The sequence below is a fragment of the Cryptosporangium aurantiacum genome (assembly GCF_900143005.1).
Taxonomy (GTDB): Bacteria; Actinomycetota; Actinomycetes; order Mycobacteriales; family Cryptosporangiaceae; genus Cryptosporangium; species Cryptosporangium aurantiacum.
This window is the reverse complement of the sequence record NZ_FRCS01000001.1, coordinates 1,303,126-1,328,796: the sequence shown is the minus strand read 5'-3', so window position 1 is coordinate 1,328,796 and position 25,671 is coordinate 1,303,126. Positions and strand designations below refer to the sequence as shown.

Annotated in this window: 24 protein-coding genes; 8 read left to right on the top strand and 16 right to left on the bottom strand. The window is 70.6% G+C overall.

Annotation, left to right across the window (positions count from 1 at the left end):
• Positions 1 to 21: 21 nt before the first annotated feature.
• From BUB75_RS05860 to BUB75_RS05840, 5 genes are read left to right on the top strand one after another with little or no spacing between them, the layout of a single operon-like run.
• Complete coding sequence (locus BUB75_RS05860) at positions 22 to 1,161, top strand: CoA transferase (protein ID WP_073252146.1); 1,140 nt, start codon at positions 22 to 24, stop codon at positions 1,159 to 1,161.
• Position 1,162: 1 nt separating this feature from the next.
• Positions 1,163 to 2,329, top strand: a complete 1,167-nt coding sequence (locus BUB75_RS05855) for an acyl-CoA dehydrogenase family protein (RefSeq protein WP_073252144.1) — start codon at positions 1,163 to 1,165, stop codon at positions 2,327 to 2,329.
• Positions 2,330 to 2,342: 13 nt separating this feature from the next.
• On the top strand, positions 2,343 to 3,215 hold the full coding sequence (locus tag BUB75_RS05850; protein ID WP_073252142.1) for an HpcH/HpaI aldolase/citrate lyase family protein: 873 nt from the start codon (positions 2,343 to 2,345) through the stop codon (positions 3,213 to 3,215).
• Entirely contained in the window at positions 3,212 to 4,462 is a 1,251-nt protein-coding gene (locus BUB75_RS05845; protein ID WP_073252140.1) for an acetyl-CoA hydrolase/transferase family protein, read from the top strand. Before BUB75_RS05850 ends, BUB75_RS05845 begins: the two co-directional genes overlap by 4 nt.
• The gene (locus BUB75_RS05840; RefSeq protein WP_073252138.1) at positions 4,462 to 5,229 is read left to right on the top strand and encodes an enoyl-CoA hydratase/isomerase family protein; all 768 of its coding nucleotides are present in this window, start codon (positions 4,462 to 4,464) and stop codon (positions 5,227 to 5,229) included. Before BUB75_RS05845 ends, BUB75_RS05840 begins: the two co-directional genes overlap by 1 nt.
• A 50-nt stretch (positions 5,230 to 5,279) precedes the next feature.
• Here the strand turns inward: BUB75_RS05840 and BUB75_RS05835 are convergent, their stop codons facing one another.
• The 13 genes from BUB75_RS05835 to BUB75_RS05775 all read right to left on the bottom strand — a co-directional run bounded on the left by BUB75_RS05835 (position 5,280) and on the right by BUB75_RS05775 (position 19,585).
• Complete coding sequence (locus BUB75_RS05835; protein WP_073252137.1) at positions 5,280 to 5,861, bottom strand: carboxymuconolactone decarboxylase family protein; 582 nt, start codon at positions 5,859 to 5,861, stop codon at positions 5,280 to 5,282.
• Positions 5,858 to 6,601 carry an SDR family NAD(P)-dependent oxidoreductase gene (locus BUB75_RS05830; protein ID WP_073252135.1) on the bottom strand — a complete coding sequence of 248 codons (744 nt, stop codon included), beginning with the start codon at positions 6,599 to 6,601 and terminating at the stop codon, positions 5,858 to 5,860. Before BUB75_RS05830 ends, BUB75_RS05835 begins: the two co-directional genes overlap by 4 nt.
• Positions 6,598 to 7,425, bottom strand: coding sequence for a TauD/TfdA dioxygenase family protein (locus BUB75_RS05825; protein ID WP_073252849.1), 828 nt, complete (start codon positions 7,423 to 7,425; stop codon positions 6,598 to 6,600). Before BUB75_RS05825 ends, BUB75_RS05830 begins: the two co-directional genes overlap by 4 nt.
• Positions 7,426 to 7,550: 125 nt before the next feature.
• Positions 7,551 to 7,739, bottom strand: coding sequence for a ferredoxin (locus tag BUB75_RS05820; RefSeq protein ID WP_073252133.1), 189 nt, complete (start codon positions 7,737 to 7,739; stop codon positions 7,551 to 7,553).
• Complete coding sequence (locus BUB75_RS05815; RefSeq protein ID WP_073252131.1) at positions 7,736 to 9,025, bottom strand: cytochrome P450; 1,290 nt, start codon at positions 9,023 to 9,025, stop codon at positions 7,736 to 7,738. Before BUB75_RS05815 ends, BUB75_RS05820 begins: the two co-directional genes overlap by 4 nt.
• 35 nt (positions 9,026 to 9,060) lie before the next feature.
• Positions 9,061 to 9,972 (bottom strand): SDR family NAD(P)-dependent oxidoreductase, encoded by a 912-nt coding sequence (locus BUB75_RS05810; RefSeq protein WP_178379769.1) that lies wholly within the window; start codon positions 9,970 to 9,972, stop codon positions 9,061 to 9,063.
• On the bottom strand, positions 9,962 to 11,377 hold the full coding sequence (locus BUB75_RS05805; protein ID WP_073252128.1) for an aldehyde dehydrogenase family protein: 1,416 nt from the start codon (positions 11,375 to 11,377) through the stop codon (positions 9,962 to 9,964). The genes BUB75_RS05810 and BUB75_RS05805 overlap by 11 nt, the downstream gene beginning before the upstream one ends.
• A complete protein-coding gene (locus tag BUB75_RS05800) occupies positions 11,377 to 13,083 on the bottom strand; it encodes a thiamine pyrophosphate-binding protein (protein WP_073252126.1) in 1,707 nt (568 codons plus the stop codon). Before BUB75_RS05800 ends, BUB75_RS05805 begins: the two co-directional genes overlap by 1 nt.
• A complete protein-coding gene (locus tag BUB75_RS05795; protein ID WP_073252124.1) occupies positions 13,080 to 13,988 on the bottom strand; it encodes an SDR family NAD(P)-dependent oxidoreductase in 909 nt (302 codons plus the stop codon). Before BUB75_RS05795 ends, BUB75_RS05800 begins: the two co-directional genes overlap by 4 nt.
• Positions 13,985 to 15,808, bottom strand: a complete 1,824-nt coding sequence (locus tag BUB75_RS05790; RefSeq protein WP_073252122.1) for a flavin-containing monooxygenase — start codon at positions 15,806 to 15,808, stop codon at positions 13,985 to 13,987. The genes BUB75_RS05795 and BUB75_RS05790 overlap by 4 nt, the downstream gene beginning before the upstream one ends.
• Positions 15,805 to 17,148 (bottom strand): aromatic ring-hydroxylating oxygenase subunit alpha, encoded by a 1,344-nt coding sequence (locus BUB75_RS05785; protein ID WP_073252120.1) that lies wholly within the window; start codon positions 17,146 to 17,148, stop codon positions 15,805 to 15,807. Before BUB75_RS05785 ends, BUB75_RS05790 begins: the two co-directional genes overlap by 4 nt.
• Positions 17,148 to 17,993 (bottom strand): SDR family NAD(P)-dependent oxidoreductase, encoded by an 846-nt coding sequence (locus BUB75_RS05780; protein ID WP_073252118.1) that lies wholly within the window; start codon positions 17,991 to 17,993, stop codon positions 17,148 to 17,150. Before BUB75_RS05780 ends, BUB75_RS05785 begins: the two co-directional genes overlap by 1 nt.
• Entirely contained in the window at positions 17,990 to 19,585 is a 1,596-nt protein-coding gene (locus BUB75_RS05775; protein WP_073252116.1) for a Vgb family protein, read from the bottom strand. Before BUB75_RS05775 ends, BUB75_RS05780 begins: the two co-directional genes overlap by 4 nt.
• Before the next feature lie 193 nt (positions 19,586 to 19,778).
• Between BUB75_RS05775 and acuI the strand changes: the two genes are divergently transcribed.
• The 3 genes from acuI to BUB75_RS05760 are packed head-to-tail and all read left to right on the top strand — an operon-like array spanning position 19,779 to position 23,628.
• Positions 19,779 to 20,762 carry an acrylyl-CoA reductase (NADPH) gene (acuI, locus tag BUB75_RS05770; RefSeq protein ID WP_073252114.1) on the top strand — a complete coding sequence of 328 codons (984 nt, stop codon included), beginning with the start codon at positions 19,779 to 19,781 and terminating at the stop codon, positions 20,760 to 20,762.
• 14 nt (positions 20,763 to 20,776) lie between these two features.
• Positions 20,777 to 21,958: an FAS1-like dehydratase domain-containing protein gene (locus tag BUB75_RS05765; protein ID WP_073252112.1), complete on the top strand. Its 1,182-nt coding sequence runs from the start codon at positions 20,777 to 20,779 to the stop codon at positions 21,956 to 21,958.
• Positions 21,955 to 23,628, top strand: a complete 1,674-nt coding sequence (locus BUB75_RS05760; RefSeq protein ID WP_073252111.1) for a class I adenylate-forming enzyme family protein — start codon at positions 21,955 to 21,957, stop codon at positions 23,626 to 23,628. The genes BUB75_RS05765 and BUB75_RS05760 overlap by 4 nt, the downstream gene beginning before the upstream one ends.
• 44 nt (positions 23,629 to 23,672) lie before the next feature.
• Here the strand turns inward: BUB75_RS05760 and BUB75_RS05755 are convergent, their stop codons facing one another.
• The 3 genes from BUB75_RS05755 to BUB75_RS05745 all read right to left on the bottom strand — a co-directional run bounded on the left by BUB75_RS05755 (position 23,673) and on the right by BUB75_RS05745 (position 25,604).
• Positions 23,673 to 24,059, bottom strand: coding sequence for a nuclear transport factor 2 family protein (locus BUB75_RS05755; RefSeq protein WP_073252109.1), 387 nt, complete (start codon positions 24,057 to 24,059; stop codon positions 23,673 to 23,675).
• 3 nt (positions 24,060 to 24,062) lie between these two features.
• Positions 24,063 to 24,716, bottom strand: a complete 654-nt coding sequence (locus BUB75_RS05750; protein ID WP_073252108.1) for a TetR/AcrR family transcriptional regulator — start codon at positions 24,714 to 24,716, stop codon at positions 24,063 to 24,065.
• A gap of 72 nt (positions 24,717 to 24,788) precedes the next feature.
• Positions 24,789 to 25,604: an SDR family NAD(P)-dependent oxidoreductase gene (locus BUB75_RS05745; protein ID WP_073252106.1), complete on the bottom strand. Its 816-nt coding sequence runs from the start codon at positions 25,602 to 25,604 to the stop codon at positions 24,789 to 24,791.
• Positions 25,605 to 25,671: the final 67 nt, after the last annotated feature.

The following is a 25,671-nucleotide window of genomic DNA, read 5'->3' as shown; positions in this document are numbered from 1 at the left end:
GGAGGTGGCGGCAACGTGAGAGTGACCCATCCCGGTCCCCTGTCCGGTGTCCGCGTCGTCGATCTGACCGCGATGGTGATGGGTCCGTACTGCACCCAGCTCATGGCGGATCTCGGCGCGGACGTGATCAAGATCGAACCCCCCGGCGGCGACAACACCCGCTTCATCTCGGCCGGGCCCGAACCGGCGATGGGCGGCGTCTTCGTCAACATCAACCGCGGGAAGCGCAGCGTGGTGCTCGACCTCCGCACGGCCGACGGCAAAACCGCGCTGTCCGCGCTGATCGCGCGGAGCGACGTGTTCATCCACTCGATGCGCGCGAAGGCCGTCGCCGCGCTCGGGTTCAGCTATCCCGAGGTCGCGGCGATCAACCCGTCGATCGTCTACACGAACTGCTACGGCTACGGACGCCGTGGGCCGGACGCCGACCGGACCGCGTACGACGACACGATCCAGGCGGAGTGCGGGCTGCCGTACGTCCAGGAGCGGCTCACCGGGCAGGCCAGCTACGTCGGAACGATCCTGGCCGACAAGGTCGCCGGCATGACCGCGCTCTACGCCACCACGATGGCGCTGTTCCACCGCGCGCGGACCGGCGAAGGCCAGGAGGTGGAGATCGGCATGTTCGAGACGATGGCCGCGTTCATGCTGGTCGAGCACGCCAACGGCGCGATGTTCGACCCGCCGCTGGCCGCGGCCGGGTATCCCCGCGCGCTGACACCGCAGCGGGCGCCGTACCGCACCAAGGACGGGCTGATCTCGGCGCTGGTCTACAACGACAAACAGTGGTCGGCGTTCGTCGACGCGGTGAAACCCCCCTGGGCCGGCCCGGAGTTCGCGACGCTCGCCCAGCGGGCCCAACAGGTCGAGACCGTCTACACGCTGCTGGCCGACGTGTTCCGGGAGCGCACCACGCAGGACTGGCTCGACCTGCTCCGGTCGCTCGACATCCCGGCTGCGCCGGTCCGCACGCTCGACGAGCTGTTCGACGATCCGCACCTGGACGCCGTCGGCTTGTTCGAGACCGTCGAGACGCCGAACGGCCCGGTGCGGTTCCCCGGCGCACCACCCTCGTTCTCCCGGACGCCGGGACGGGTCGCCGGTCCGGCGCCCCGCCTCGGCGCCCACACCAGGGAGATCCTCGACGAGCTCGGACTCTGACATGGACTTCTCCCTCACCGAGGACCAGCAGAGCATCCGGGACGCGGTGCTCGGCCACTGTTCGCGCTTCTCCGACCAGTACTGGCTCGACCGCGACCGGGACGGCGTGTTCCCGCACGAGTTCCACGCGTCGATGGCGAAGTCCGGGTGGCTCGGTGTCGCGATGCCGGAGTCCGTCGGTGGCGCCGGTCTGGGCATCACCGAGGCCGCGGTGATGATGCAGGCCGTCGCCGAGTCGGGCGGCGGGATGACCGCCGCGTCCAGCATTCACGGCCCGGTGTTCAGCATGCAGCCGATCGCCCAGTTCGGTACGCCGGAACAGCAGCAGCGGATGATCCCGCCGGTGCTCAGCGGCGAGAAGCTGCTCTGCTTCGCGGTGACCGAGCCGGACGCCGGGCTGGACACCACCGCGCTGCGGACCCGGGCCGAACGACGCGACGGCGGGTACCTGGTCAACGGCGAGAAGATCTGGATCTCAGTCGCGCAGGAAGCGCACTCGATGATGCTGCTCGCCCGCACCACACCGCTCGACCAGGTGAAACGCCGCACGGACGGCCTGTCGCTGTTCTTCACCGACCTCGACCGGTCCCGGGTCGAGATCCGCGCGATCCCGAAGATGGGCAGGCACGCGGTCGACTCGAACCTGCTGTTCCTCTCCGACCTGTGGATCCCGGAGGAAGACCGGATCGGCGCGGAGGGCGACGGGTTCCGGATCATCCTGCACGGCCTCAACCCGGAGCGGATCCTGCTCGGCGCCGAGGCGGTGGGGCTCGGCCGGGTCGCGCTCGACCGCGCCGCGCGCTACGCCAGGGAACGTGTCGTGTTCGGACGGCCGATCGGCATGAACCAGGGCATTCAGCATCCGCTCGCGAAGTGCTGGGCCCAGGTGGAGGCCGCGAACCTCATGGTGATGAACGCCGCCACCCGATTCGACCGCGGACTGGACTGCGGCGTCCAGGCCAACGCAGGCAAGTACCTGGCCGCGGAGGCCGGTTTCGAGGCGTGCCACACCGCGATGCTGACGCTGGGCGGCATGGGTTACGCGCAGGAGTACCACGTCGAGCGGTACCTCCGGGAAATCCTGATCCCCCGGACCGCACCGGTCAGCCCGCACCTGATCTTGAACTTCCTGGCCGAGAAGGTGTTCGGTTTGCCCAAGTCGTACTGAATCGGAGCTCGCAGTGAGAGCACGTTCCTGGCTGTTCGCCCCCGGCGACAGCGAACGCAAGATGGCGAAGGCCGCCGCCGGGTCCGCGGACGTCGTCCTCCTCGACCTGGAGGACGCGGTCGCCGAGGTCACCAAGCCGACGGCCAGGGCGCTGGTCGCGGAGTTCCTCGCCGGCCGGCCGGACGCCGAGCGAGCGCGGCTCTGGGTGCGGATCAACCCGCTCTCCGGCCCGCACGCGCTGGCGGACCTGGCCGCGGTGCTGCCCGCCCGGCCCGGCGGCATCATGCTGCCGAAGTCCCGGGGCCGCGCCGACGCCGAGCTGCTCGACCACTACCTGTCCGCGCTCGAGGTCAGCGCCGGGACCGACCTCGGCACGACGAAGGTGATCGTGCTGGTCACCGAAACCGCCGAGGGCATGTTCACGACCGGCAGCTACGGCGGCGTTCCCCGGGTCGAGGCGCTGACCTGGGGCGCGGAGGACCTCGCCGACGCCGTCGGTGCGTCCGAGAACCGGAACCCGGACGGGTCGTACGGCTTCACCTACGAGCTCGCCCGGTCGCTCTGCCTGCTCGGCGCCGCGGCGGCGGGGGTACTGCCGATCGAGACCGTGCACACGAACTTCCGCGACCTCGACGGGCTGCGCCGGCGCGCGGAGACCGTCCGGCGCGAGGGTTACCGCGGCATGCTCGCGATCCACCCCGATCAGGTGGAAGTGATCAACGCGGCGTTCACGCCGACGGCCGAGGAGCTGGCGGCGGCCCAGGAGATCGTCGACCTGTTCGCCGCCGCCCCGGACGTTGGTGCGGTCGGCTTCCGCGGCGCGATGCTCGACCGCCCGCACCTGGCGCGCGCCCAGGCGCTGCTGGCCTCGGCGGACCACGGATGACGCCGCCGATCGACCTCGGCGCGATCCTCCGACCCGGCGACCACGTCGTCGTGGGCCAGGCGTGCGGCGAGCCCACGACGCTGGTCGAAGCGCTGATCAAGCAGGGCCCGGACATCGGCGGGCTCACCGTGTTCATCGCGACGAGCTTCTCCGGCCTCTTCACCGCCACGGATGCGTTCACGGTCTCGAGCATGGGCGCGATCGGGGCCCTTCGCGCCCGGGCCGCCGGCCACCGGCTCACCGTCGTCCCCTGCCACGTCAGCCAGGTCGGCCCGCTGATCGAAGCCGGGATCATCGGGTGCGACGCGGCGTTCATCCAGGTCAGCCCCGCCGATGCGAACGGCGACCACAGCTGCGGGCTGATCAGCGACCACGTCCGGGCCGCGGTGGCGACGGCCCGCGTGGTCGTCGCCGAGGTCAACGACCGGACGCCGTTCACCCACGGCGAGACGGTGCCGGGTTCCGCCATCGGCCACGCTGTTCCGGTGTCCCGGCCACCGGTCGAGGTGCCACCGGCGACGATCACCGCGACCGACCGGGCGATCGCCGCGCACGCCGCGTCCTACGTCGAGGACGGCGCGGTGCTCCAGGTCGGGATCGGCGCGGTGCCGGACGCGCTGCTCCGGCTGTTACGCGACCGCCGGGACCTCGGGGTGCACTCGGGCATGATCGGTGACGGCCTGGTCGACCTCGTGGAGGCCGGCGTGGTCACGAACGCGCGCAAACCGATCGACCGCGGGGTCTCGGTCACCGGCGCGCTGATCGGAACCGGGCGCCTGTACGCGTTCGCCGACCGCAACCCGCGGATCCGCATGTGCCCGACGTCGTACACGCACGACGCGGCCGTGCTCGGACAGCTGGAGCGGCTGGTCACGATCAACTCCGCGCTGGAGGCCGATCTCACCGGCGCGGTGAACGCCGAGCAGAGCGGCTCGGCCTACCTCGGGGGCACCGGTGGCCAGGTCGACTTCGTCCGGGCCGGCGCACGCTCGCCGGGCGGGCACGCACTGATCGTCCTGCCGTCGACTGCGAAGGGCGGCACGATCAGCCGGATCACCGCCCGGCTGTCCGGACCGGTCACCACCGCTCGCAGCGAGGTCGACGTGATCGTCACCGAGTTCGGCGCGGCCGAGCTGCGCGGCCGTTCGCTGGCCGAGCGCGCCCGGCGCCTGGTCGCGATCGCCCACCCGGACTTCCGCGAGCAGCTCGACCGCGAGGCCCACGCCATCACCCGTCGGGGGTTCTAGTGAGCGATGCAGTGTTGTTCGACGCCCGCGAGGACGGTGTCGCGGTGATCACGATCAACCGCCCGGAGACGCGCAACTGCCTGGCCCGCGACGTCCGGGAGGGGCTCGCCGCTGCCTGGGACCGTTTCGAGCGGGATCCCGCGCTGCGCATCGCCGTGCTCACCGGCGCCGGCGACAAGGCGTTCTGCGCGGGCGGTGACCTGAAGGAGATGGTCGAGACCGGCATGACCGTGCCGCCCCGCGACCTCTTCCCGCTGCCGTACGACACGATCGAGCTGACCAAGCCGACGATCGCCGCGGTCAACGGCGTCGCGTTCGCCGGTGGCTGGATGCTCGCGCAGGCCTGCGACCTGTGCGTGGCCAGCACCACCGCCCGGTTCGCGGTGACCGAGGTGAAGGTGGGGCGCAGCTCGCCGTGGGCGGCGCCGCTGATCCACATGATCCCGCAGCGGATCATGATGGAGATCCTGCTCACCGGCGCGCCGATCACCGCCCAGCGGGCCTACGAGATCGGGCTGGTCAACCGGCTCGCCGAGCCCGGCGCGGTGCTGGACGTCGCGCTGGACCTGGCCCGGGAGATCCTGGCCAACGCTCCGCTCTCGGTCCGCGCCGCCCGCGAGACCGTGATGCTCGCGACCGAGATGGGACGCTCGGCCGCGCTACAGGCGGCGCGGCACGCGTCCGAGACGTGCTACCGCAGCGACGACGCCCAGGAGGGCCCCCGGGCGTTCGCCGAGAAGCGCGCCCCTCGCTGGACCGGCCGCTGACACGTCGGAGTGGTGTGGGCGGCCGCCCACACCACTCCGAGATGCAGAGCTCAGCCTCGCCCGTGGAGGTACGGCTTGAGGTCGTCGTCGAGCTCGACCTCGACCGTGCGCATGGCCTTGGCGAGCATGTCGTACGTCCCGACCGTGAAGACGACGTCCAGCAGCTGCTGATCGTCCAGTTCGGCGTGCAGCTCCCGCCACGTGACGCCGCCGATCGCCCCCTCGTCGAGCAGCTCGTCGGTCGCGGTGAGCAACGCCCGCTCCAGCGCGGTCCAGCCCGGAGCATCGGGCCCGTCCGCGACCCGGTCGATCTCGTCGTCCGAGATCCCGACGCCGTACGCCTGGATGACGTGCTGGGCCCACTCGTAGTCGCACCGCCGGAGCCACGCAACCCGCAGCACGACCAGCTCGCGGTAGCGGCCCGGTAGCGGCGACCCGTAGAGCAGATGCCCGTTGAACTGCAAGAACGCGGTCGTCAGCGCGGGGTGGTTGGCGAGCACGCCGAGCAGGTTCGCGCCGTTCGGGCGGCCCTCCGCGGCCTTGTCACCCCGCACCGTGTCGCGGAACTCGGTGATGAACGTGCGAAGCTCCGGCGACCAGTCGGCGGGCGGAACCGGCGGGATGCGGCTCACGTGTTGCGACCTCCGTTGACGCCGAGGATCTGCCCGGTGATGTAACCGGCCTCCTCGCTCACCAGGAACGCGGTCGCGGCCGCGATGTCCTCGGGCCTGCCGACCCGGCCCACCGGGGTCCGCGCGGTCTGCGCCGCGAGGTCGACGAAGCCCTTCTCGACGGTCTGGCGCAGCATCGGCGTGTCGATGAAGCCCGGCGGGATCGTGTTGACCGTGATCCCGTGCTTCGAGAACTCCAGCGCGAGCACCTTGGTGAGCCCGACGACACCCGACTTCGCGGCCACGTACCCGGACATCCCGGCCGAGCCACTGTGGATGCTCGACGACGAGATGTTGACGATCCGCCCCCAGCCGTCCTCGATCATCCCCGGCAACGTCGCCTGGCAGCAGTGGAACGTGCCGGTGAGGTTGACCTCCAGCAGCCGGTTCCAAGCATCCAACGTGACGTCGAGGAACGATCCGACCGCGCTCACCCCGGCGTTGTTCACCAGGATCGCCGGCCGCCCCAGCCGGGCGCTCACCTCGCTGACGGCCGCGTCGACCGCGCTCCGGTCGGTCACGTCGACGGCCAGGCCGAGCGCCTTGCCGCCGTCCTCCTCGATCGACGCGGCCGTGGACGTGGCCGCGTCGCCGTCGAGGTCCAGGACCGCGACCGGTGACCCGTCCGCGGCGAGGCGACGACTGATCGCCTCACCGATGCCGGACCCACCGCCGGTGACGACCGCTACCCGTGTGCTCATGCGATTGCCTCATCTCCGACGAGAGTCGTGCGGTGCATCCGGCGCGGTTGCGCACGGTCGAACGGGCACGCACGGTGAACCAGACCCCGGTTGTCCCACATCACCATGTCTCCCACCGACCAGTGGTGCCGCAGCACGCGGTCCGGCGCGGTGGCCCGCCGTTCGAGGTCGGCGAGCAGGGCTCGCCCCTCGTCGACATCCATGCCGACGACGTGCGACGCGGTGCCTCCGAACACCAGCGACCGCCGTCCGGACCGGTGCTCCCAGATCAGCGGGTGCTCCCGGGGCGTCCGGGAGTCCCATTCGGCCCGCTGTTCCGGGGTCGGATCCGGATAGGTCCGCCGCTGAATCGCCTCGAACGTGTGGAGCACCCGCAGGTCGCGGTAACGCTCCCGCTCGGAGTCGGAGAGCGCGTCGTACGCCGCGTAGGTGCTGGCGAACTCGGTCTCTCCTCCCTCGTCCGCAGTGGCGTGCGCAGTCAGGATCGACGCCTTCGCCGGTATCGCGTCCAGCGCACCGTCGATGTGCCAGTGGTCGTTGCTCGCGAAGTACTCCGCGTTCGGGTTGGCCGGGTCGAAGCTGATCTCCATGACGTCGGGGTTCGGATAACCCCGGAACTGCACGAGGTCGCCGAGCTTCCGGCAGAACGCCACCTGTGTTTCGTCGTCGGCGCCGATCTCCCGGAACAGCAGGACGCCGTGCTCTTCGAGCGCGTCCAGGCAGGCGTCCGGTAAGTCGTCGTCGTGCAGCAGACGGTCGACGTCTACGGCCAGAACCTCGGCTCCGATCGTGTCGCCGAGCTTCGCGAAGGCGATAGCAGCCACGCCCACCCCTCCTCTCACCCCGAACCTTGATATCACAATACTTATAATGATTCAGTAGATGGTGTGACCGATGGCCGCACGACCCTGACCACCGCTCCCCCGGCCGACCGCCGGGGGAACCAGCGTCAGCTCAGCGTGATCGCCCGCTCGGGGCAGGTGCGCTCGGCTTCCTTCGCCGCCGACTCGTCCGCGGCGTCGATCTCCGCGACGCGCACCACCGCGAAACCGTCGTCGCTGAGGTCGAACACCTCCGGGCAGACCGAGACGCAGACCCCGTGTCCGCGGCAGCGGTCCTCGTCGATCAGGGCCTTCATCGTCCGGTGCCCGCTGCGGGCGTGAACTCCAGGTGGAGCCGCATCAGGCCGCGGAGGATGTAGGTCGGGAGGTAGTCGTACGACCGGTCGCCCGGCCGGCCGTGGTGCTCCTCGGAGATCCGGATGTCCTCGGTGCGGTCCAGGAACCGCTCGATGCTGGCGCGCGCCTCCGCCCGGGCGAGCGGTGCACCGGGGCACGAGTGGATGCCGCGCCCGAACGCGATGTGCTGCCGGGCGTTCTTCCGGTCGACGTCGAACGTCGCCGGGTCCTCGAAGCGGCGCGGGTCGCGGTTCGCGGCACCGTTGAGCAGCATCAGCGTGGTGCCGGCCGGGATGTCGACGCCACCGACGGTCGTCGCCACCCTGGACAGCCGGAAGTCCCCCTTGATCGGGCTCTCCAGCCGCAGCGTCTCCTCGATGAACTGCGGGATCCGGTCCCGCTCCCGGCGCAGCAGCGCCTGGAGCTCGGGGTTCTCGGCCAGGATCTGGAACGCCGAGCTGAGCAGCCGGACCGTGGTCTCCTGGCCCGCGGAGTAGACGTTGCAGGCGACCTTCGCGACGTCGGCGACCGTCGGCATCGAACCGTCCGGGAACGTCGCCGACGCCATGCCGGTCAGCACGTCCTCGCGCGGGTTCCGGCGGCGGTCGTCGATGTAGGCGGAGAAGCGGTCGTAGAGGAACCCCAGCGGGTTGTGCTCCAGCGGCTTGTCCCCGGTTCCGCCGATCCCGGCGCTGGAGCGGGGACGCTGGAGCCCGGCGGCGATCTCGTCGCGGTCGGCCTCCGGGACGCCGAGCAGGTCGGCGATGACGAGCATCGTGTACGGGGCCGCGAACCCGCTGATGAACTCGCCCTTGCCCGGCGCGAGGTAGGAGTCCAGCAGCTGGTCGGCCAGCTGCCACATCACGGCCTCGTTCTCCTTGAGGCGCTTCGGCGTGATCAGCCGCATCAGCAACGCGCGGTGGGCGGTGTGGACCGGCGGGTCCATGCACGGCAGCTGATCGCTCATCGGGAGCTCGGCGCGGTGCTCCTCGATCAGCGCCGAGATGTCGTCACCCTCCAGCGGAACCGGGAAGCCCGGGAACGGGCCGGTCACCGCCGTGCAGGAGGAGAACGTCTCCGCGTCGTTGAAGACCTGCACGGCCTCCTCGTAGCCGGTCACCATCACCACGTCGTGGTGCGGCTCCCGGTGCACGGGGCTCTGGGCGCGCGCGGCCTCCAGGTACGGGTAGGGATCCGCCGCGACGTCGTTGTCGCGGAAGAAGTTCCTCTGTGCGATGTCGTCCATCGACTTTTCTCTCACTCTCTGCGAAAGCTGCTGCGTCAGGGCACGCAGGGCTGCCGCTTGTTGGTCAGCGGCCGCTGGTAGGACGGATCCGCCAGGCTGCGCGAGGGAGCGCCGTTGAGTTGGAGGTCCGGCACGTCGGCGAACGGAATGTCCAAGCTGGGCGCGGTACCGGACCATTCGATGACGTTCGTGCGCAGCGAGATCCGCCATTCCCCGTTCCGCCGCTCCAACCGGTCGAGGTAGCGCCCGCCGGCGAGCCAGTTGGAGTCGTCCCGGTTGCGTCCGACGAAGAGGTAGTACGTCTCCGCGTGTGCAGTGTCCCCGTCGATGTCGCAGGTGAGGTTCAGCCCCTGCCACAGCGACACCGACGCCACACCGTGCGGCTTCAGCTCCACCGCCATGTCGCGCGCCATCCGGTCAGCGGCTGATTTGCAGGTGCCGAACACCACGCCGTACGTGTAGGTCACCCCGACGTAGCCGGAGATCGCGACGATCAGCCCGGATCGCTGTGGCACCATGATCGTCGCCGCGTGCCAGGCCGCCACGAAGTTCGACCGGACCCCGACGTCGACCATCTGCCAGTTGCTGAGCGGCTTCTCCCAGAACGAACCGGGCTCGGTCAGGTCCTCGGGCAGCGCGAACGCGTTGTTCACCAGGATGTCCAGCCGGCCTTCGTCCCGGAAGACCCGCGCGAACAAGGCGGCGACCTGCTCGTCGTCGCCGTGGTCGACCTGCACCGCGACGCCGGTGCCGCCGCGGCGGTCGACCTCCGCCGCGGTCTCGCCCACGGTGCCGGGCAGCGAGTGCGTGCCGGGTGCGACCGTCCGTCCGGTGACGTAGACGGTCGCACCCCGCTCGCCCAGCGCCAGCGCGATGCCCTTACCGATCCCCCGGCTCGCGCCGGTGACGACGGCTACCGCGCCGGCCAGCGACTTCTCAGTAGCCAAGGATTCCCTTGATCTCGAGGTAGTCCGAGAAGCCGAACTCGCCCCACTCCCGGCCGTTGCCGCTCTTCTTGTAGCCGCCGAACGGGCTGCAGAAGTCGAACGCGTCGTTGATGTAGACCGCGCCCGCCCGGATCCGCCTGGCGACGGCGCGAGCCTGTTCCTGGTCGGCGCCGGAGACGTTGGCCGCTAAGCCGTATTCGGTGTCGTTGGCGATCGCGACCGCGTCGTCGATGTCGTCGTAACCGATGATCACCAGGACCGGGCCGAAGATCTCCTCGCGGGCGATCGTCATGTCGTTCGTGACGTTCGCGAACACGGTCGGCTTCACGAAGTAGCCCGCCGAAAGGCCGTCCGGTCGGCCGGGGCCGCCCGCCACCAGCGTCGCGCCCTCGTCGATGCCCTTCTGGATCAGCCCCTGCACCTTCTGGAACTGCGCCTCCGACACGACCGGCCCGATCGCGACCTCACCGGTCGGGTCGCCGACCGTGGTCGCGGAGGCGGCCTCCTTGGCCGCGGCGGTGGCCTCGTCCAGCCGCGCCCGCGGGACCAGCATGCGGGTGGCGGCGCTGCACGTCTGCCCCGAGTTCAGCATCACGCCGCCGACGCCCTTGGCCACGTTCTCGGCCAGCGCGCCGTCGTCGAGGATGACGTTCGGGCCCTTGCCGCCCAGCTCCTGGGTGACCCGCTTGACCGTGGGCGCCGCGTTCTTCGCGACCTCGATCCCGGCCCGCGTCGAGCCGGTGAACGAGATCAGGTCGACGTCCGGGTGCGACGAGAGCGGGACGCCGACGCCCGGCCCGTCACCCTGGACGAGGTTGAACACCCCCGCGGGCACCCCGGCGGTGTCCAGGATCTCGGCGAAGATCTGCCCGACGCCCGGCGCCTGCTCGGACGGCTTGAGAACGGTCGTGCAGCCGGTGGCCAGCGCCGGGAAGACCTTGACCGCGATCTGGTTCAGCGGCCAGTTCCACGGCGTGATCAGGCCGCAGACGCCGATCGGCTCCTTGACCACGAGCGTCGGGCCGCGCTGCTCCTCGAACGTGAAGTTCTCCAGCAGGTCGATCGCGGTCGTGAGGTGCCCGGTGCCGAGCCCCACCTGGAAACCGCCGGCCAGCGCCGCCGGTGCGCCCATCTCCTCGGTCAGCACGGACGCGAGGTCGTCGCTCCGCTTCTGGTAGACGTCGAGGATCGCGCGGAGCAGCTCCAGCCGCTGCTCCTTCGACGTCGCCGACCACGCCGGGAACGCGGCGCGTGCCGCCGCCACCGCACGGTCGACGTCGGCGGCAGACCCGGCCGCCACCCGGCCACTCACCTGCTCGGTCGCCGGGTTGACCACGTCGATCGTCGCGGTGGTGGCGGGGTCGACCCACTGACCACCGATGTAGAACTTCAGGTATTCACGCATCATTGCGTCCCTTCGGCGTACCAGGTCCGGAACTCGTCGTAGCTCGGCATCTCCTCGGAGTTCGCCTTCGGGTCGATCACCACGTGGATCACCGCGGTCTTGCCGCTGGCGTACGCACGCTTGATCGCCGGGGCGATGTCCTCGTCTCGCTCGACGTACTCGCCGTAGCAGCCGAAGCCCTCGGCGACCTTGTCCAGCCGCGTCGCTGTGCTCCAGTGCGTCCCGGTCTCCCGGGAGCCCTGGCCGAACGTGCGCTTGTAGACGCCGACCTCCAGCCCCCAGGAGTAGTCGACCCCGACCACGCAGACAAGGGGCAGGTTGAGCCGGGCGGCGGTCTCCAGCTCGGCGATGTGGAACAGGAACGACGAGTCGCCGGTGATCAGCATCAGCGGACGCTTGCCGCCGTCGGCGACGCCCGCCCCCACCGCGTACGGCAGTCCGGTGCCGAGGTGCCCGAAGTTCTGGTTCCAGACCACGTCGTTGGGCTTCGCCTGGGTGTACGTCCAGCCGAAGATCGTCGTCGCCCCGCCGTCGCGGATCAGGATGCCGTCCGGCGGGAACACCTTCGTCGCCTCGACGATCAACCGCGCGGGGTGCACCGGCGACTGGCCGGACGGCGCGGTCTCGGCCAGCTCCGCCAGGCGCTCGGCGTCGGCCGTGATCCAGCCCGCCAGCTCCGGGGACGGCGTCCGCGTGAAGCCGTCGAGCGCGGAGACGAGCTGCGGAACCACCGCCCGGAGGTCACCGACCAGCGGCACGTCGATCGGCCGGTTCACGCCGATCGCCTGTGGGTCCTGCTCGACGAGGACCCACTTCCGGTTGGCCTCGTTGGCCACCCAGTGCCGGCCGCGGCCGTAGTGCACCGGCTCGCCCAGCTCGGTGCCGAGCGCCACGCACAGGTCGGACTGCACGACGGCCTCGATCGCCGACGGCGAGAACCCGTACGGGAACGTGCGGTCTTCCAGGCCCTTGATGTACGAGGTCCCGCCGGAGGTCTGGATCACCGGACAGGCCAGCGCGTCGGCCAGCGCCCGGACCGACTCCCCCACCCGCGCGGTGTGGACGCCGTGCCCGACCAGCAGGATCGGCTGTTTCGCCGCCCGGATCAGCTCGACCGCCTCGGCGACCCGCTCCGGCCCCGCGGTCTGGTCGACGAGCCGGTACGCGCTCGGCGGCAGCGCGGCCGGAACGTCCAGGTCGCCCTGGATGACGTGCGAGGGGTACTCGATGTACGCCGGGCCGGGCGTGCCGGACAGCGCGGTCCGGAGCGCGTTCCGGATCACCTCGTCGGTCTGGTCGGCGTACTCGATGCTGGCGGAGTACTTCACCGAGGGCTCGACCAGCGCGGCCTGCTTGACGAACTGGATCCGGCCGCGCCGGACCCGCTGCTCGGTGATCCGGGCGCGCTGGCCGCCGAGGAAGATCACCGGCGAGTTCTCGACCTTCGCGCACATGATCGCCGGCGCCAGGTTCGCGATGCCGGGGCCCAGCGTGCCGATGCAGACCGCGGCCTTCCCGGTCATCCGGGACACCGCCTCGGCCATGAAGCCCGCCGACGCCTCGTGGTGCGGCGCGACGACGTTCCAGCCGCGCTCGTCGGCCAGGTGGAACATGTGCACGAAGTTCGGATCGGGGATGCCGAAGATCGTGTTGATGCCCTCGGCCTCGAAGAGATCGAGGATGCGTTCGTAAACCTTGACCGTCATGAGTTCCTCGCCATCGCGAAGCTGTTTCCGATGTGGGTGGCGAATCCCGAGGGGACGACCGGCAGGACCCACGGGTCGCTGGTGTCGCGGATCGTGTCGATGTCCTCGGCGACCTGCTCGATCGACCACGAGGGCCGATACACGCCAGGGCTCTCGGCGACCCAGGCTCGCGCCACCCGGCCGGCCATCGTCACCAGTACCTCGCCCGAGATCGAGCAGGATTCGTGCGCGAGCCATCCGACGACCGGCGCCGTCAGCTCCGGGTCCATCGGTGGGTACGCCGACGTGTCGAGCCCCTCGGCGAGCCTGGTCAGCGCGCCGGGGCCGATGACGTTCGACTTCACGCCCGAGGCGGCCCCTTCGAGGGCGACCACGTGGGACAGCCCGATCACACCCGCCTTCGCCGCGCTGTAGTTCGCGACCAGCTGGTTGCCGTACAGCCCGCCGATCGACGACGTCAGGACGACCCGGCCGTAGCCGGCGGCGGCCATCACCGGGAACGCCGGCCGGACGACGTGGAACGCGCCACGGAGGTGGACGTCGAGCACCGCGTCGAAGTCCTCGTACGTCATCTCGGTCAGCGGTGCCCGCCGGTTGTTGCCCGCGTTGTGGACGAGGACGTCGATCCGGCCGAACGTGTCGAGCGCCGTGTCGACGATCGCCTGGCCGCCCTCCGGCGTCGCGACCGACGCAGGACAGGCCACCGCCTCGCCGCCGGCCTTCTCGATCTCCCGGACGACCTCGTCGGCGGGGGCGGTGTCGACGCCGTCCCCGGCGATCGACGCGCCGGTGTCGTTGACGACGACCTTCGCGCCCCGGGAGGCGAGCAGCAGCGCGTAGGCCCGCCCGAGCCCGCGCCCTCCGCCGGTGACCACCGCGACGCGATCGTCGAAACGTAGCGTCATGAGCGCACCTCCAGACCGTGCAGCGTGCCCGCGTCGCGCCACTCCTGCAGCAGGTCGCCGAACGCGTAGAAACCGGGCCAGTACGGGTCACCCAGAACCGACCGGATCCGCTGCTCGCCCTCGTTGTTGTAGTAGCCGGGCGTGCACTCGCGCTGGAAGTTGGTCTGGTCGATCGCGGTCTCGCGGATCGTCGCCACCCAGGCGTCCTGGGCTTCCTGGGTGGGCTCCACCGACGTGGCGCCGCGCTCGATCGCCGACGCGATGACGTACGCGATGTGCACGGCCTGCTGCTCGAACATCGCCGGAACCGCCGCGGTGATGCCGCCCTGGACGTAACCGGTGAAGAACTGGTTCGGGAAGCCGTGGCTCATCATCCCGTGCAGCGTGCGGTAGCCCTCGGCCCAGTGGTCGTAGAGCGACAGTCCGTCGCGGCCGGTGAACGGCGCGATCGCCAGCCGGCGGTCGAGGTCGGTGGTGATCTCGAAGCCGCTGGCGTAGACGATGCAGTCCACGGCGTACTCCACGCCGTTCTGCACGATTCCGCTGGCCGTGATCCGCTCGACGCCCTTGGTGTCGGAGACGTCGATCAGCGTCACGTTCGGCCGGTTGAACGTCGGCAGGTACTGGTCGGAGAAGAGCGGCCGCTTGCAGAGGAAGCGGTAGTACGGCTTCAGCGCCTCGGCCGTCGCGGGGTCTTCGACGACGGCGTCGATGCGGTCGCGCAGCCGCTGCATCACCTGGTAGTCGACGATCTCCCGCAGCTCCAGGAACTTCGCCGGGTCCGCCAGCGCCGCCCAGCCGTTCGTGGCGTCCAAATGGGCTTGAAGGTTGCGGCTGATCTCGGTCCAGCCGTCGCAGACGAGGTCGGGCTGACCCGGACCGAACGCCTCGTAGGCCGCGGCGTGGAAGTTGCGCTGTCGCTCCTTCTGCCAGCCTGGCTCCAACGACGCGGCCCATTCGGGGTCCGTCGGCACGTTGCCGCGCTCGTCGATCGACGACGCGGTGCGCTGGAAGACGTACAGGTGCTCGGCGGCCTTGGCGATGTGCGGGATCACCTGGACGCCGCTGGCGCCGGTGCCGATCACCGCGACCCGCTTGCCCCGGAGGCCCTCGAGGCCGCCGTGGATGTCGCCGCCGGTGTACGCGTAGTCCCAGCGGGCCGTGTGGATCGTGTGGCCCTCGAACTCCGAGATGCCGGGGATGCCGGGCAGCTTCGGCCGGTTGAACGGCCCCTGCGCCATGATGACGAACCGGGCGCGGATGTCGTCGTCACGGTTGGTGCGGATCCGCCACCGGTTCAGCGCGGGATCCCACTCCTGGGACCGGACGAGCGTGCTGAAGATCGCCTGGTCGTACAGGCCGAAGTGCTTCCCGATGCGCTGGCAGTGCTCGAAGCACTCGTCGCCGAGCGTGTACTTCTGCGTCGGGATGTAGCCGGTCTCTTCGAGCAGCGGCAGGTAGCAGTAGCTATCGGTATCGACCTGGATGCCCGGATAGCGGTTCCAGTACCAGACGCCGCCGAAGTCGCCGCCCAGCTCGATGATCCGGAGGTTCGTCACGCCGGCTTCCTTCAGCCGGGTCGCGGCGATCAACCCCGCGAAACCCCCGCCGAGGATCGCCACGTCGATGTCTTCCGAGATCGGCAGCCGCGGTACCACCGGCGTGTACGGGTCGGCCTCGTAGAACTCCTCGAACTCACCCTCGGTCACCAGGTACTGGCTGTTGCCGTCGGGACGGAGGCGCTTGTCGCGTTCGGCCAAATATTTGTTCCGTAACGCGTCGCGGTCGATCTCCGGAGTCGACGTCGGTTCACAGGTCATGTCAGCTCCGAGGGTTCGCCAGTTCCCATGTATGTGGCGAGGTTGTGGTGCAGGTTGGCCACGCTGCGCTCGCTGTACGGGTTGGGCTTCGGCCCGGTGAATCCGCGGGCCTTCATGCCTTTCTGGACGGCAGCCATGTTGGAGAAGTCCTGCGGCAGCACCGTCCGCCACTCCGGCGAGTCTTCCGGGGTGTACTCCCACTCGGTCTCGGGCTCCTCGCCCGCCGGGTAGAGCTGGTACACCGCGACCTCGAAGATGCATTTGTCCGGGTCGAAACCGTAGGGCCGGGCGCTATAGCAGAGCATGTTGTTCTGCCCGTGGCCGATCTGGAAGTTCGGGAAGATTTGGAACGCGGTGCCGGACTTCGCGGACACCTCCGGCGGAATCGTCGGCCAGACGACGCCGCGGGCGGCGTCCTCCTCGCGAGCGGTCTTCATCCAGTACTGCAGGACCTCGGCCGGTGGCGTCCCCTCCGGCAGCTCCTTCTCCAGCCGGTTGGCGACGTCGACGAGCGTCTCGGTGGTGTTCGTGTTGGCGTTCGCCCAGATGAAGTTCTGCATCACGGCGGTGGACACCCGGGCGTCCCCCTCGGCGATGCGCACCTTGCCCTGATTGCCTTCCAGACCCTTGGGCGCCTCGAAACCGATGTTGCTGTGCTTGCCCTGGGCCTTCGCCCAGCCGAGCTGCGCACCGAACTGGTTGAACTCGGGGTGGGTGTAGGGCACGTGGTAGATCTCCATGAACGCTTCGAGCGCGACCTTCCAGTTGCAGTCGAAGACCAGCCAGCGGCGCCAGCGATACCGGAACTTGTCGGTCCGGTAGTGATCGAGGAGGCTCGCGGCCGGCTCGAGGTAGTCCCGCAGCGGCTCGGCGTCCGGATCCTGGTTGATCCAAATCCAGCCGCCCCAGGTGTCGACCTTGACCGGCGTCAGGCCGTTGTTCGCCGACGTCAGCCCGCAGGGCCAGTCGTCGCGCTGGGGAATGAACGTGTTCTCGCCCTCGAGGTTGTACTTCCAGCCGTGGTAGCCGCAGGTGAACCCGCGGCCGCGGCCCCGGGCGTCGTGCTTGCCTTCCGGGGTGTCGAGCAGCCGGCGGCCCCGGTGGGCGCACACGTTGTAGTACGCCCGGAACGACTCGGGACCGCTGCGGACGACGATGATCGAGTCGTCCTGGATGTCGTAGGTGAGGTAACTCCCGACCTTCGGGAGTTCCTCCACCCGCCCGACCTGCTGCCAGACCTTGGCCCAGAGTTTGTCGGCCTCGGCGCGGGCGTACTCCGGGGAGATGTAGGCCTCGACGCCGATCGTGAGCGGCTGGGACAGCGGTTCGATCTCGGTCATCAGCTCTCCGCAAGAATCGCGGCGCGGAACCCTTCGTCCTTGAGGAACAACGAGGTGTTGTCCGCGCCCAGGTGCGTCCACTTCAGGTTCAGACCGCCGTCGACCAGGAGCGTCTGCCCGGTGACGTACGTCGACAGGTCGGAGAGCAGGAACAGGATCGGTCCGGCCTGCTCTTCCGGGCGGCCGCGCCGCCCCATCGCGATCGCGCGCTGGTCGCGCTCGGGGTCGTCGTCGACGTAGGTGCCGGAGGCGGGTGTCTCGGTGACGCCGGGCGCGACCGCGTTCACCCGGACGCCGTACGGCGCGAGCTCGACGGCCAGCGTGCGGGTGGCCGCCACCAGCGACGCCTTCGCGGTGCCGTAGGCGATGTGCAGCGGGGCGGTGTTCATGCCGCTGATCGACGAGATCGAGACGATCGAGCCCGGGCGGCGCTGCGACTTGAGCTCGGCGGCGACCGCCTGGCTCATGAAGAACATCGTCTCGAGGTTCTGGGCGAACAGCGCACGCCAGTCGGCGCGACTGACCCGGGTCGCGGGCATCCAGGTGCCGGGTGCGGCGCCACCTGCGACGTTGACCAGCCCGTGGAGTGTGCCGTCCGTCTGTGTCGCCGCCGCCAGTACGGTGGCGACGCCCTCGTCGGTGGACGCGTCGGCCGCGACCGGTACGACGTTCAGCCCCTCGCCGGCCAGCGGCCCGATGTGCTTGTCGAGGTTGTCCTGGGAGCGGCTGACCGCGACCACGGTCGCACCGGCCTCGGCCACCATGCGGGTCACCGCGGTGCCGATGCCGCCACCGCCAGCACCCGCGACGATGACGACCTTGCCGTCCAGACCGAAGACGCTCATCGGGTTCCCTCCCGCAGCGCCAGGACACTTCCGTCGCCGTCGCCGGACACGTAGAGCGTGCCGTCCGGTCCCGCGGCGAGCCCGGCGAACGTGCCCTGCGGGCCGGAGAACGGCGCCAGGCCGCGGAGCGGCTTCGGGCTCACGCCGGCGGGTGCCCCGACCGGGAGGTTGCGGGCCAGCACGTGCCGCGCCTTGCTGTCGAGATCGACGCCGACCAGCGTCTTCGCGCCGATGTCGACGACGTACAAGCGGCCGTCGCGCACGACGAGGCCCTGCGGCGTCTCCAGCCCGTCGACCAGGGTGTCCACCCCGGACGCGCTGACCGCGACGATCCGCCCGGCGCCGGACTCGGACACCAAGTACGTGCCGTCCGGGGCGACCGCGACGCCGACCGGCGTCGCGAGCCCACCGGCCAGTTCCTCGACCCCGCCGGACCGGACCGCGAGCAGCCGGCCGGTGCCCTGCTCGACGACGACCGCACCGTCCGGGGTCGCGGCCACGCCGTAGACCTGGTCGAGGCCATCAGCCAGGATCTCGGTCTCGCCGCGCGCCGGGGCGTAGCGCGACACCTGGCCGTTCGAGGTGGCGACGAGGAACTCACCGGCGCCGACGGCGTGCACACCACGGATGTAGCCGGGGTACCCCGGGCTGAACAGCATGCCGAGCGTCTGTAAACCGCCGCCGGGAGCGAGCGAGTAGAAGTAGGTGCCGTCGGCGACGTACAGCACGCCGTCGGCGTCCACGGTCAGGTCCAGCGGCCAGGTCAGCCCGGACGGGAGCACCTCCCGGGTCCCGCCCTCGCTGAGGATCTCGGTGACGGTCCCGGTGAAGTTCGAGACGAACAGCCGGTCGCCGGAGAACGTCAGGTTGTCCAGGCCGGGCGCGAGCGCGGCGAGCACCGTGCGCTCACCCGACCGCGGGTCGATGCGCAGCACCTCACCGCTCGCCACCTGCGTGGAGACGAGGTAGCCGGCCGAGTCGAACTTCACCGCGTCCGGCACGCCGAGGTCGGCGGCGACCCGCTCGGGCTCGCCGCCGTCCGGGTCGACCCGCCAGATCTCGTTGGTGCCGAGCAGCGGGTAGTACAGCTTGCCGTCCGGGCCCACTTCCAGCGCGTTCGGCATCGGCAGGTTCTCGAGCAACACCCGGGGCGCGCCGCCGTTCGGGTCCAGTTCCAGCAGCCGGCCGCCGATCCGGCACTCGTCGACGAACAGGCGGCCCTGGTGGAACGTGATCCCGTTCGCGCCGGGGAGGTCGTCCCGCAGGACCCTCGTGCGCCCGTCGGTGCCGCGGACGCTGACCCGCCCGTCGTAATACTCGGTGGCGTAGAGGTTTCCGGCGGCGTCGAACGCGAGGTCGTCCGGCGCGACGACGTCACCGCCCTGGGCGCTGACGATCTCCACGTCGCCGGTTCCGACGTCGACGGCGCTGATCTGGCTGCCGGCGACCTGGGCGATGTAGATCCGCCCGTCGGGCCCGGTCCGCAGACCGTTGGCGCCGAACAGGCGGCTCGGAGGGGTGAGCTGTTCCGCGCTCCACCCGTCGGCAAGGCTGACCGGCGAAGCGCCGGTGTATCGAGACCGCAGCGTCATGGTGACGAACTCCCGGCAACGTCGTCGTTAACGTGGGCAATTGCACCGATTTAGTGGGCGGTCATCGCCCCGGCGGCGGACCCGAGGACGCTCGCCGACCTCTTGATATCACAATCATTGCAAGGATTCATTAGATAGTCTCGCCTCGATCCCCGGCGTCCGGGATGTAGCTCCAGAAGGGACCCGCCCACCGATGTTCTCGGCACTCCTCATCGAGAAGGACGGAACCTCGCAGTCCGTCGCGCTCACCGACCTGGACGACGACCGCCTCCCTCCCGGCAACGTCGACGTCGCGGTCGAGTACTCGACGCTCAACTACAAGGACGCGCTGGCCTTGCTCGGCCGGTCCCCGATCGTGCGCTCGTTCCCGATGGTTCCGGGCATCGACCTGGCCGGCGTCGTCACCGGCAGCAGCCACCCGTCGTGGCAGCCCGGTGACAAGGTCGTGCTCAACGGCTGGGGCGTCGGCGAGCGGCACTGGGGCGGGCTCGCCCAGCGCGCCCGCCTCGACGGCGACTGGCTGATCCCGCTGCCGGCCGCGCTCACCGCCCGGCAGGCGATGGCGATCGGCACCGCCGGTTACACCGCGAGCCTCTGCGTGGACGCGTTACTGACCCACGGCGTCCGGCCCGACCAGGGCGAAGTACTGGTGACCGGGGCGACCGGCGGCGTCGGCAGCGTCGCGGTGGCGCTGCTGGCCCGTGCCGGGTTCAGTGTCGCCGCATCCACCGGGAAAGCCGCCGAGGCGGAGTACCTCCAGCAGCTCGGCGCCACGACCGTGCTCGACCGGGCGGAGCTGTCCGCCGCGGGCAAGCCGCTGCAGAAGGAACGGTGGGCCGGCGTCGTCGACTCGATCGGCAGCCACACGCTCGTCAACGCCTGCGCTCAGACCCGGTACGGCGGTGCGGTCGCCGCCTGTGGTCTGGCGGGGGGCATGGACCTGCCGGGAACGGTCGCCCCGTTCATCCTGCGCGGCGTCGCGCTGCTCGGCGTCGACAGCGTGCAGGCGCCGGCCGAACGTCGTCGCGCGGCCTGGGACCGGCTCGCCCGGGACCTCGATCCGGCGCTGATCGACACGATCGCCGACGAGATCGGCCTCGCCGACGCGGTCGCGACGGCCGGCCGGCTGCTGGACGGCGCGGTGCGCGGCCGCGTCGTCGTCGACGTCAACCGCTGAAAGGAAATTCAGACATGAGCGACAACGACGTCCAACTCGATCTCACCGACGTCGACCCCCGCGTCGGACAGCCGGTCGGCGGTGGACAGCTGTGGGACCCGTGCAGTTCGTCGGACGTCCGGCGCTGGGTGATGGCGATGGACTACCCGAACCCGCTGCACTGGGACGAGGAGTTCGCCCGCGAGTCCAAGTACGGCGGCCTGATCGCGCCCCAGTCGATCGCGGTGGCGCTGGACTACGGGCACGGCGCCCAGCCGGCCTGCGTCGGTTACATCCCCGGCAGCCACCTGATCTTCGGCGGCGAGGAGTGGTGGTTCTACGGCGCGCCGGTCCGCCCCGGTGACCAGCTGTTCCAGGAGCGCCGCTTCCACGACTACAAGGTCGTCGACACGAAGTTCGCCGGGCCGACGATGTTCTCCCGCGGCGACACCACGCACACCAACCAGCACGGGACGCTCGTCGCCAAGGAGCGGTCCACGGCGATCCGCTACCTCGCCGCCGAAGCCGAGAAGCGCGGGCTGTACGACGCGCAGGTCGGCACCGCGCGGAAGTGGACGGCGACCGAGCTGAACGAGATCGAGAAGGTGCGGTACGACTGGCTGCTCTCCAACCGCGCCGGGGTCTCGCCGCACTTCGACGAGGTGAGCGTCGGCGACCGCTTACCCCGCCGGGTGATCGGTCCGCACAGCATCGCCAGCTTCACGACCGAGTACCGCGCGTTCCTGTTCAACATCTGGGGGACGTTCCACTGGGTCACCCCCGCCGGCGTCGAGGATCCGTGGGTCTACCAGGACCCGGGCTGGGTCGAGGGCTTCGCGTTCGACGAGGAGGGCGCGCGGATCGACCCGCGGAAGCGGGACGGTCTCTACGTCGGCCCGTCCCGGGGCCACATCGACAGCGACAAGGCCGGCGAGATCGGGATGGGTCGCGCGTACGGCTACGGCGCGACGATGGGCGCCTGGTGCACCGACTACCTGTCCTACTGGGCCGGGCACGAGGGAATGGTCCGCCACTCGAAGGCGAACTTCCGCGGTCCGGCCTACGAGGGCGACGTCACGTACTTCGACGCGGAGGTCGTCGGTAAGGAGGCCGAGTCGTCCTGGGGCGTGCCGCTCGTCCAGGTGAAGCTACGGCTGACCAACCAGGACGGCACCGTGCTGGTGGACTGCACGGCCGAGGTGGAGGTGCCGCGATGAGTCTGTCGATTGCCTCCGGGCCGCCGCTCGCCGAGGAACCCGGCCTGGGCACGCTCACGCTCCCCGGCCTGCTGCGCGAGACGACCACGCGGTTCGCCGGGCGTGAGGCGCTGGTGTTGCGCGAGGCGGACGGCGTCATCCGCTGGTCGTACGCCGAGCTCTGGGACCGGGCCGTCACGGTGGCCCGTGCGGTCCGCGCGTCCGGCCACGGCAAGGACAGCCGGGTCGGCGTCCTGATGACCAACCGCCCGGAGTGGGTCTCCGCGGTGTTCGGCATCTCGCTGGCCGGCGGCGTCCCGGTGCCGCTGAGCACGTTCTCCACGCCGTCCGAGCTGGAGTACCTGCTGCAGACATCCGGCGTCTCCTGGCTGCTGTTCGAGCGCGACGCACCCCGCAAGGACTTCCTGGAGATCCTGACCGGGCTGGAGCCGCAGATCGGCACCGCGGCCCCGGGTGGTATCCGGTCGACGACGTTCCCGTTCCTCCGCGGCCTGGCGGTGGTGGGGTCCGGCGCCGGTGGGGCCGTCGAGTCCTGGGACGACTTCCTGGCGCGGGGTGAGACCGAACCCGCGGAGCTGGTCGAGGCCACGGCCGAGACGACGTTCCCGAGTGACGCCGGGCTGCTGCTGTTCTCGTCCGGGTCGACGAGCAAGCCGAAGGGCATTCTCAGCGCACACCGCGCGGCGGCGATCCAGTGCTGGCGGTTCGCCCGGCTGTTCGGCCTGAGCCCGGAGGACCACGTGCGGTGCTGGCCGGCGAACGGCCTGTTCTGGTCGGGCAACTTCGCGATGGCGCTCGGCGCGACGCTGTGCACCGGCGGCTCGCTGGTCCTGCAGCGCGGCTTCGACGCCGCCGAGGCGCTCGACCTCATGCACGCCGAGCGGGTGACGATGCCGCTGGCCTGGCCGCACCAGTGGCCCCAGCTGGAGGCCGCGCCGAACTGGTCCGACGTCGACCTGAGCAGCCTGCGGTTCGCCGACTCGAAGTTCGCGCTGGCGAAGCACCCGACGGTGTCGAGCGACTGGTCGGAGCCGGGCCACGCGTACGGCAACACCGAGACGTTCACGCTGACCACGTGTTTCCCGGCCAACACGCCGCCCGAGGTGGGTGGCAGCAGCAGCGGTGAGCCGCTGCCGGGCGTCACGGTCAAGATCGTCGACACGCTGACCGCGGAGGTCCTCCCCCGCGGCGAGCACGGCGAGATCTGCGTGAAGGGCCCGACGCTGATGCTCGGCTACGTGGGCACACCGCTCGCCGACACGCTCGACGACGAGGGGTTCTTCCGGACCGGCGACGGCGGCCGGCTCGACGACCGCAACCGGCTCTTCTGGGAGGGGCGGCTCACCGACATCATCAAGACCGGCGGGGCGAACGTGTCGCCGCTCGAGGTGGACGAGGCGATCGCGCGGTACCCCGGCGTCAAGGTGACGCAGACCGTCGGCGTTCCGCACGAGACGCTCGGCGAGGTCGTCGTCGCGTGCATCGTGCCGCACGACGACGCGAAGCTCGACGCCGACGGGATCGTCGCGTACCTGCGGGAGCGGCTGGCCAGCTACAAGGTCCCGCGGCACGTGCTGTTCTTCGCCGAGGACGAGATCGCGCTCACCGGCAGCGCGAAGGTGAAGTCCGGCGACCTCCGCGAGCTGGCCGCGAAGCGCCTGGCGGGCTGAGAGACGCGGATCGGGCCGGCCGAAGCGCCGGCCCGATCCGCTTCTCACCGCTCCAGCGTGCCGAGCAGGACGTGGGTGTCCTGCTGGAAGACCCGGATCTCGCTGATCAACCCGTCGGTGAAGCCGAACAGCTCGACGACGTCCACGGTCGCGGCGCGGCCGGTCGTCGTGGCGGTCCAGGTCTGGGTGGTCACCTGGACGACGATGTCGCCGCACCCGTGGATCCGGGGCTCGTCGATCGTGCGCGTCCAGTGCTCGCCGAACAGCACACCCATCTGGCGGACGCCGTCCTGACCTTCGTGCCATCCACCGTGCGGCAGCGAGGCCGGCTGCTCGATCCGGATCTCCGGGTGGAAGAGGGCGAACGCACCGGCGGCGTCGCCGGACCGGAACCGCGCGGACAGCTCGGTGACGACCTCGACGTAACCCATCGGTCAGCGCCGCTTGCGGGTCGGCTGGAGGCTCGGGAAGAAGCCCTTGACGGTGCCGTCGCTGATCAGCGTGGTGGCGCGGTCGGCGTCGAACTGCGGGTTGTGGTGGTTCTCCAGCGCGAGCACGAGCGCCATCCCCATCACCGCGCGGGCCGAGATGTCGGGGGACTCGAACGGGTAGCCGTACCGGTCCTCGACCTCGCGCCAGGCCTCGGCGAGCCGGTCCATCGCGGTCGAGAAGTCCTCGCGGTAGAACCGCCCGGCGACCTCCGGGTCGCCGAACAGCACCAGCCCGAGCAACGGCAGCATCTCCTCCAGCGTGGACGTGAGCTGGCGGTAGAGCCCGAGCATCGTGGAGCGCTGGCGCTGCGGGGTCAGCGGCTGGTCGCGGTCGACGACGGTCGCGGCGGCCACCAGGTCGTCGACGGCGTGTTTGAGCGGCTCGACGACGGCCTCGTAGAAGAGCTGGTCCTTGCTCTCGAAGTGCCGGTAGATGATGCCTTCGCTGATGCCGCTGTGCTCGGCGATCAGCTTGATCGTCGTGCCGTTCATGTCGCCGGTCTCGCTGAACGCGCGGCGGGCCGCCGCGAGGATGGAGCTCCGGCGCGCGTCCGCGGTCAGCCTGCGGCGCCGCGGGCGGGTCTCCGGCTCGGCCACTGCGACTCCGTCCGACGAAAGTAGGTACCTACTCTCATCCTAGCGGTCGGGGAACCGCCCACCCGGGACCGGCTAGTGCGTCGCAGACAGCGCCCAGGGGCCGAGCGGGAACGGCCGCCCGAGCAGTTCCATGCTGTACTCGATCCGGCCGGTGACCTGGCCCGCCGGTGCCGTGCAGAGCAGGAGCGCGGCTTCGGCCATCGCGTCGTCGGGTTCGACCGGGGTGTTGTCCGGGGTGTGCGGCGAGACGACCGCGACGCCCGGCGTCCGCACCAGCCCGGATGTGCCGAGCGCGTTGACGCTCACCCCGGTGCCGTGCAACTCCGCCGCCAGCCCGGTGGCCAGCCGGTCGGCCGCGGCCTTGCACATGCCGTAGGCGACGCTGCCGTCGGCGGCCCAGTCCGGGTACGGCGGGCCGGACGGGTGCCTGGCCTGCTTCGACGTGATGTTGAGGATCCAGCCCCGCCCGCGCGTGACCATCCCGGCCGCGGCCAGCTGACACAGCCGGAACGGGGTCTGGACCATCATCCGGGCCATGATCTCGTAGCGCTTGGCGGGCAGGTCCAGCGCCGGGCCGTAGAAGTTCACCCCGGCGTTGTTCACCAGCGTGTCGACCGGCCCGAGGGCCGCCTCGGCCCGGGACAGCACGGTCTCGACGTCGTCCGGCGCGGTCAGGTCCGCGGGGACGGCAGCCGCCACGCCACCCCGGGCTCGGATGCCGTCGACGACCTCCTGCAGCGAACCGGGCAGCCGCGACGTGCCCGGTTCGACGGTCCGCGCGACCAGCGCCACCGCCGCGCCCTCGGCGGCGAACCGCTCCGCGATGTGCTGCCCGATGCCCCGGCTCGCGCCGGTGACGACCGCGACCCGCCCGTCCATCGCCCCCACGGGCACCTCCTCGTACCGGGTGACGTCCGCTGCGTCGGCCCCTATAGTAAGTGAACGCATGCTTTCT

Bases quoted from the DNA above. Each gene is read 5' to 3' on its own strand.
- BUB75_RS05855 (WP_073252144.1), top strand. From the start codon at position 1,163: ATGGACTTCTCCCTCACCGAGGACCAGCAGAGCATCCGGGACGCGGTG.
- BUB75_RS05845 (WP_073252140.1), top strand. From the start codon at position 3,212: ATGACGCCGCCGATCGACCTCGGCGCGATCCTCCGACCCGGCGACCAC.
- BUB75_RS05830 (WP_073252135.1), bottom strand. From the start codon at position 6,601: ATGAGCACACGGGTAGCGGTCGTCACCGGCGGTGGGTCCGGCATCGGT.
- BUB75_RS05820 (WP_073252133.1), bottom strand. From the start codon at position 7,739: ATGAAGGCCCTGATCGACGAGGACCGCTGCCGCGGACACGGGGTCTGC.
- BUB75_RS05815 (WP_073252131.1), bottom strand. From the start codon at position 9,025: ATGGACGACATCGCACAGAGGAACTTCTTCCGCGACAACGACGTCGCG.
- BUB75_RS05805 (WP_073252128.1), bottom strand. From the start codon at position 11,377: ATGCGTGAATACCTGAAGTTCTACATCGGTGGTCAGTGGGTCGACCCC.
- BUB75_RS05800 (WP_073252126.1), bottom strand. From the start codon at position 13,083: ATGACGGTCAAGGTTTACGAACGCATCCTCGATCTCTTCGAGGCCGAG.
- BUB75_RS05795 (WP_073252124.1), bottom strand. From the start codon at position 13,988: ATGACGCTACGTTTCGACGATCGCGTCGCGGTGGTCACCGGCGGAGGG.
- BUB75_RS05790 (WP_073252122.1), bottom strand. From the start codon at position 15,808: ATGACCTGTGAACCGACGTCGACTCCGGAGATCGACCGCGACGCGTTA.
- BUB75_RS05785 (WP_073252120.1), bottom strand. From the start codon at position 17,148: ATGACCGAGATCGAACCGCTGTCCCAGCCGCTCACGATCGGCGTCGAG.
- BUB75_RS05780 (WP_073252118.1), bottom strand. From the start codon at position 17,993: ATGAGCGTCTTCGGTCTGGACGGCAAGGTCGTCATCGTCGCGGGTGCT.
- BUB75_RS05775 (WP_073252116.1), bottom strand. From the start codon at position 19,585: ATGACGCTGCGGTCTCGATACACCGGCGCTTCGCCGGTCAGCCTTGCC.
- acuI (WP_073252114.1), top strand. From the start codon at position 19,779: ATGTTCTCGGCACTCCTCATCGAGAAGGACGGAACCTCGCAGTCCGTC.
- BUB75_RS05765 (WP_073252112.1), top strand. From the start codon at position 20,777: ATGAGCGACAACGACGTCCAACTCGATCTCACCGACGTCGACCCCCGC.
- BUB75_RS05760 (WP_073252111.1), top strand. From the start codon at position 21,955: ATGAGTCTGTCGATTGCCTCCGGGCCGCCGCTCGCCGAGGAACCCGGC.
- BUB75_RS05755 (WP_073252109.1), bottom strand. From the start codon at position 24,059: ATGGGTTACGTCGAGGTCGTCACCGAGCTGTCCGCGCGGTTCCGGTCC.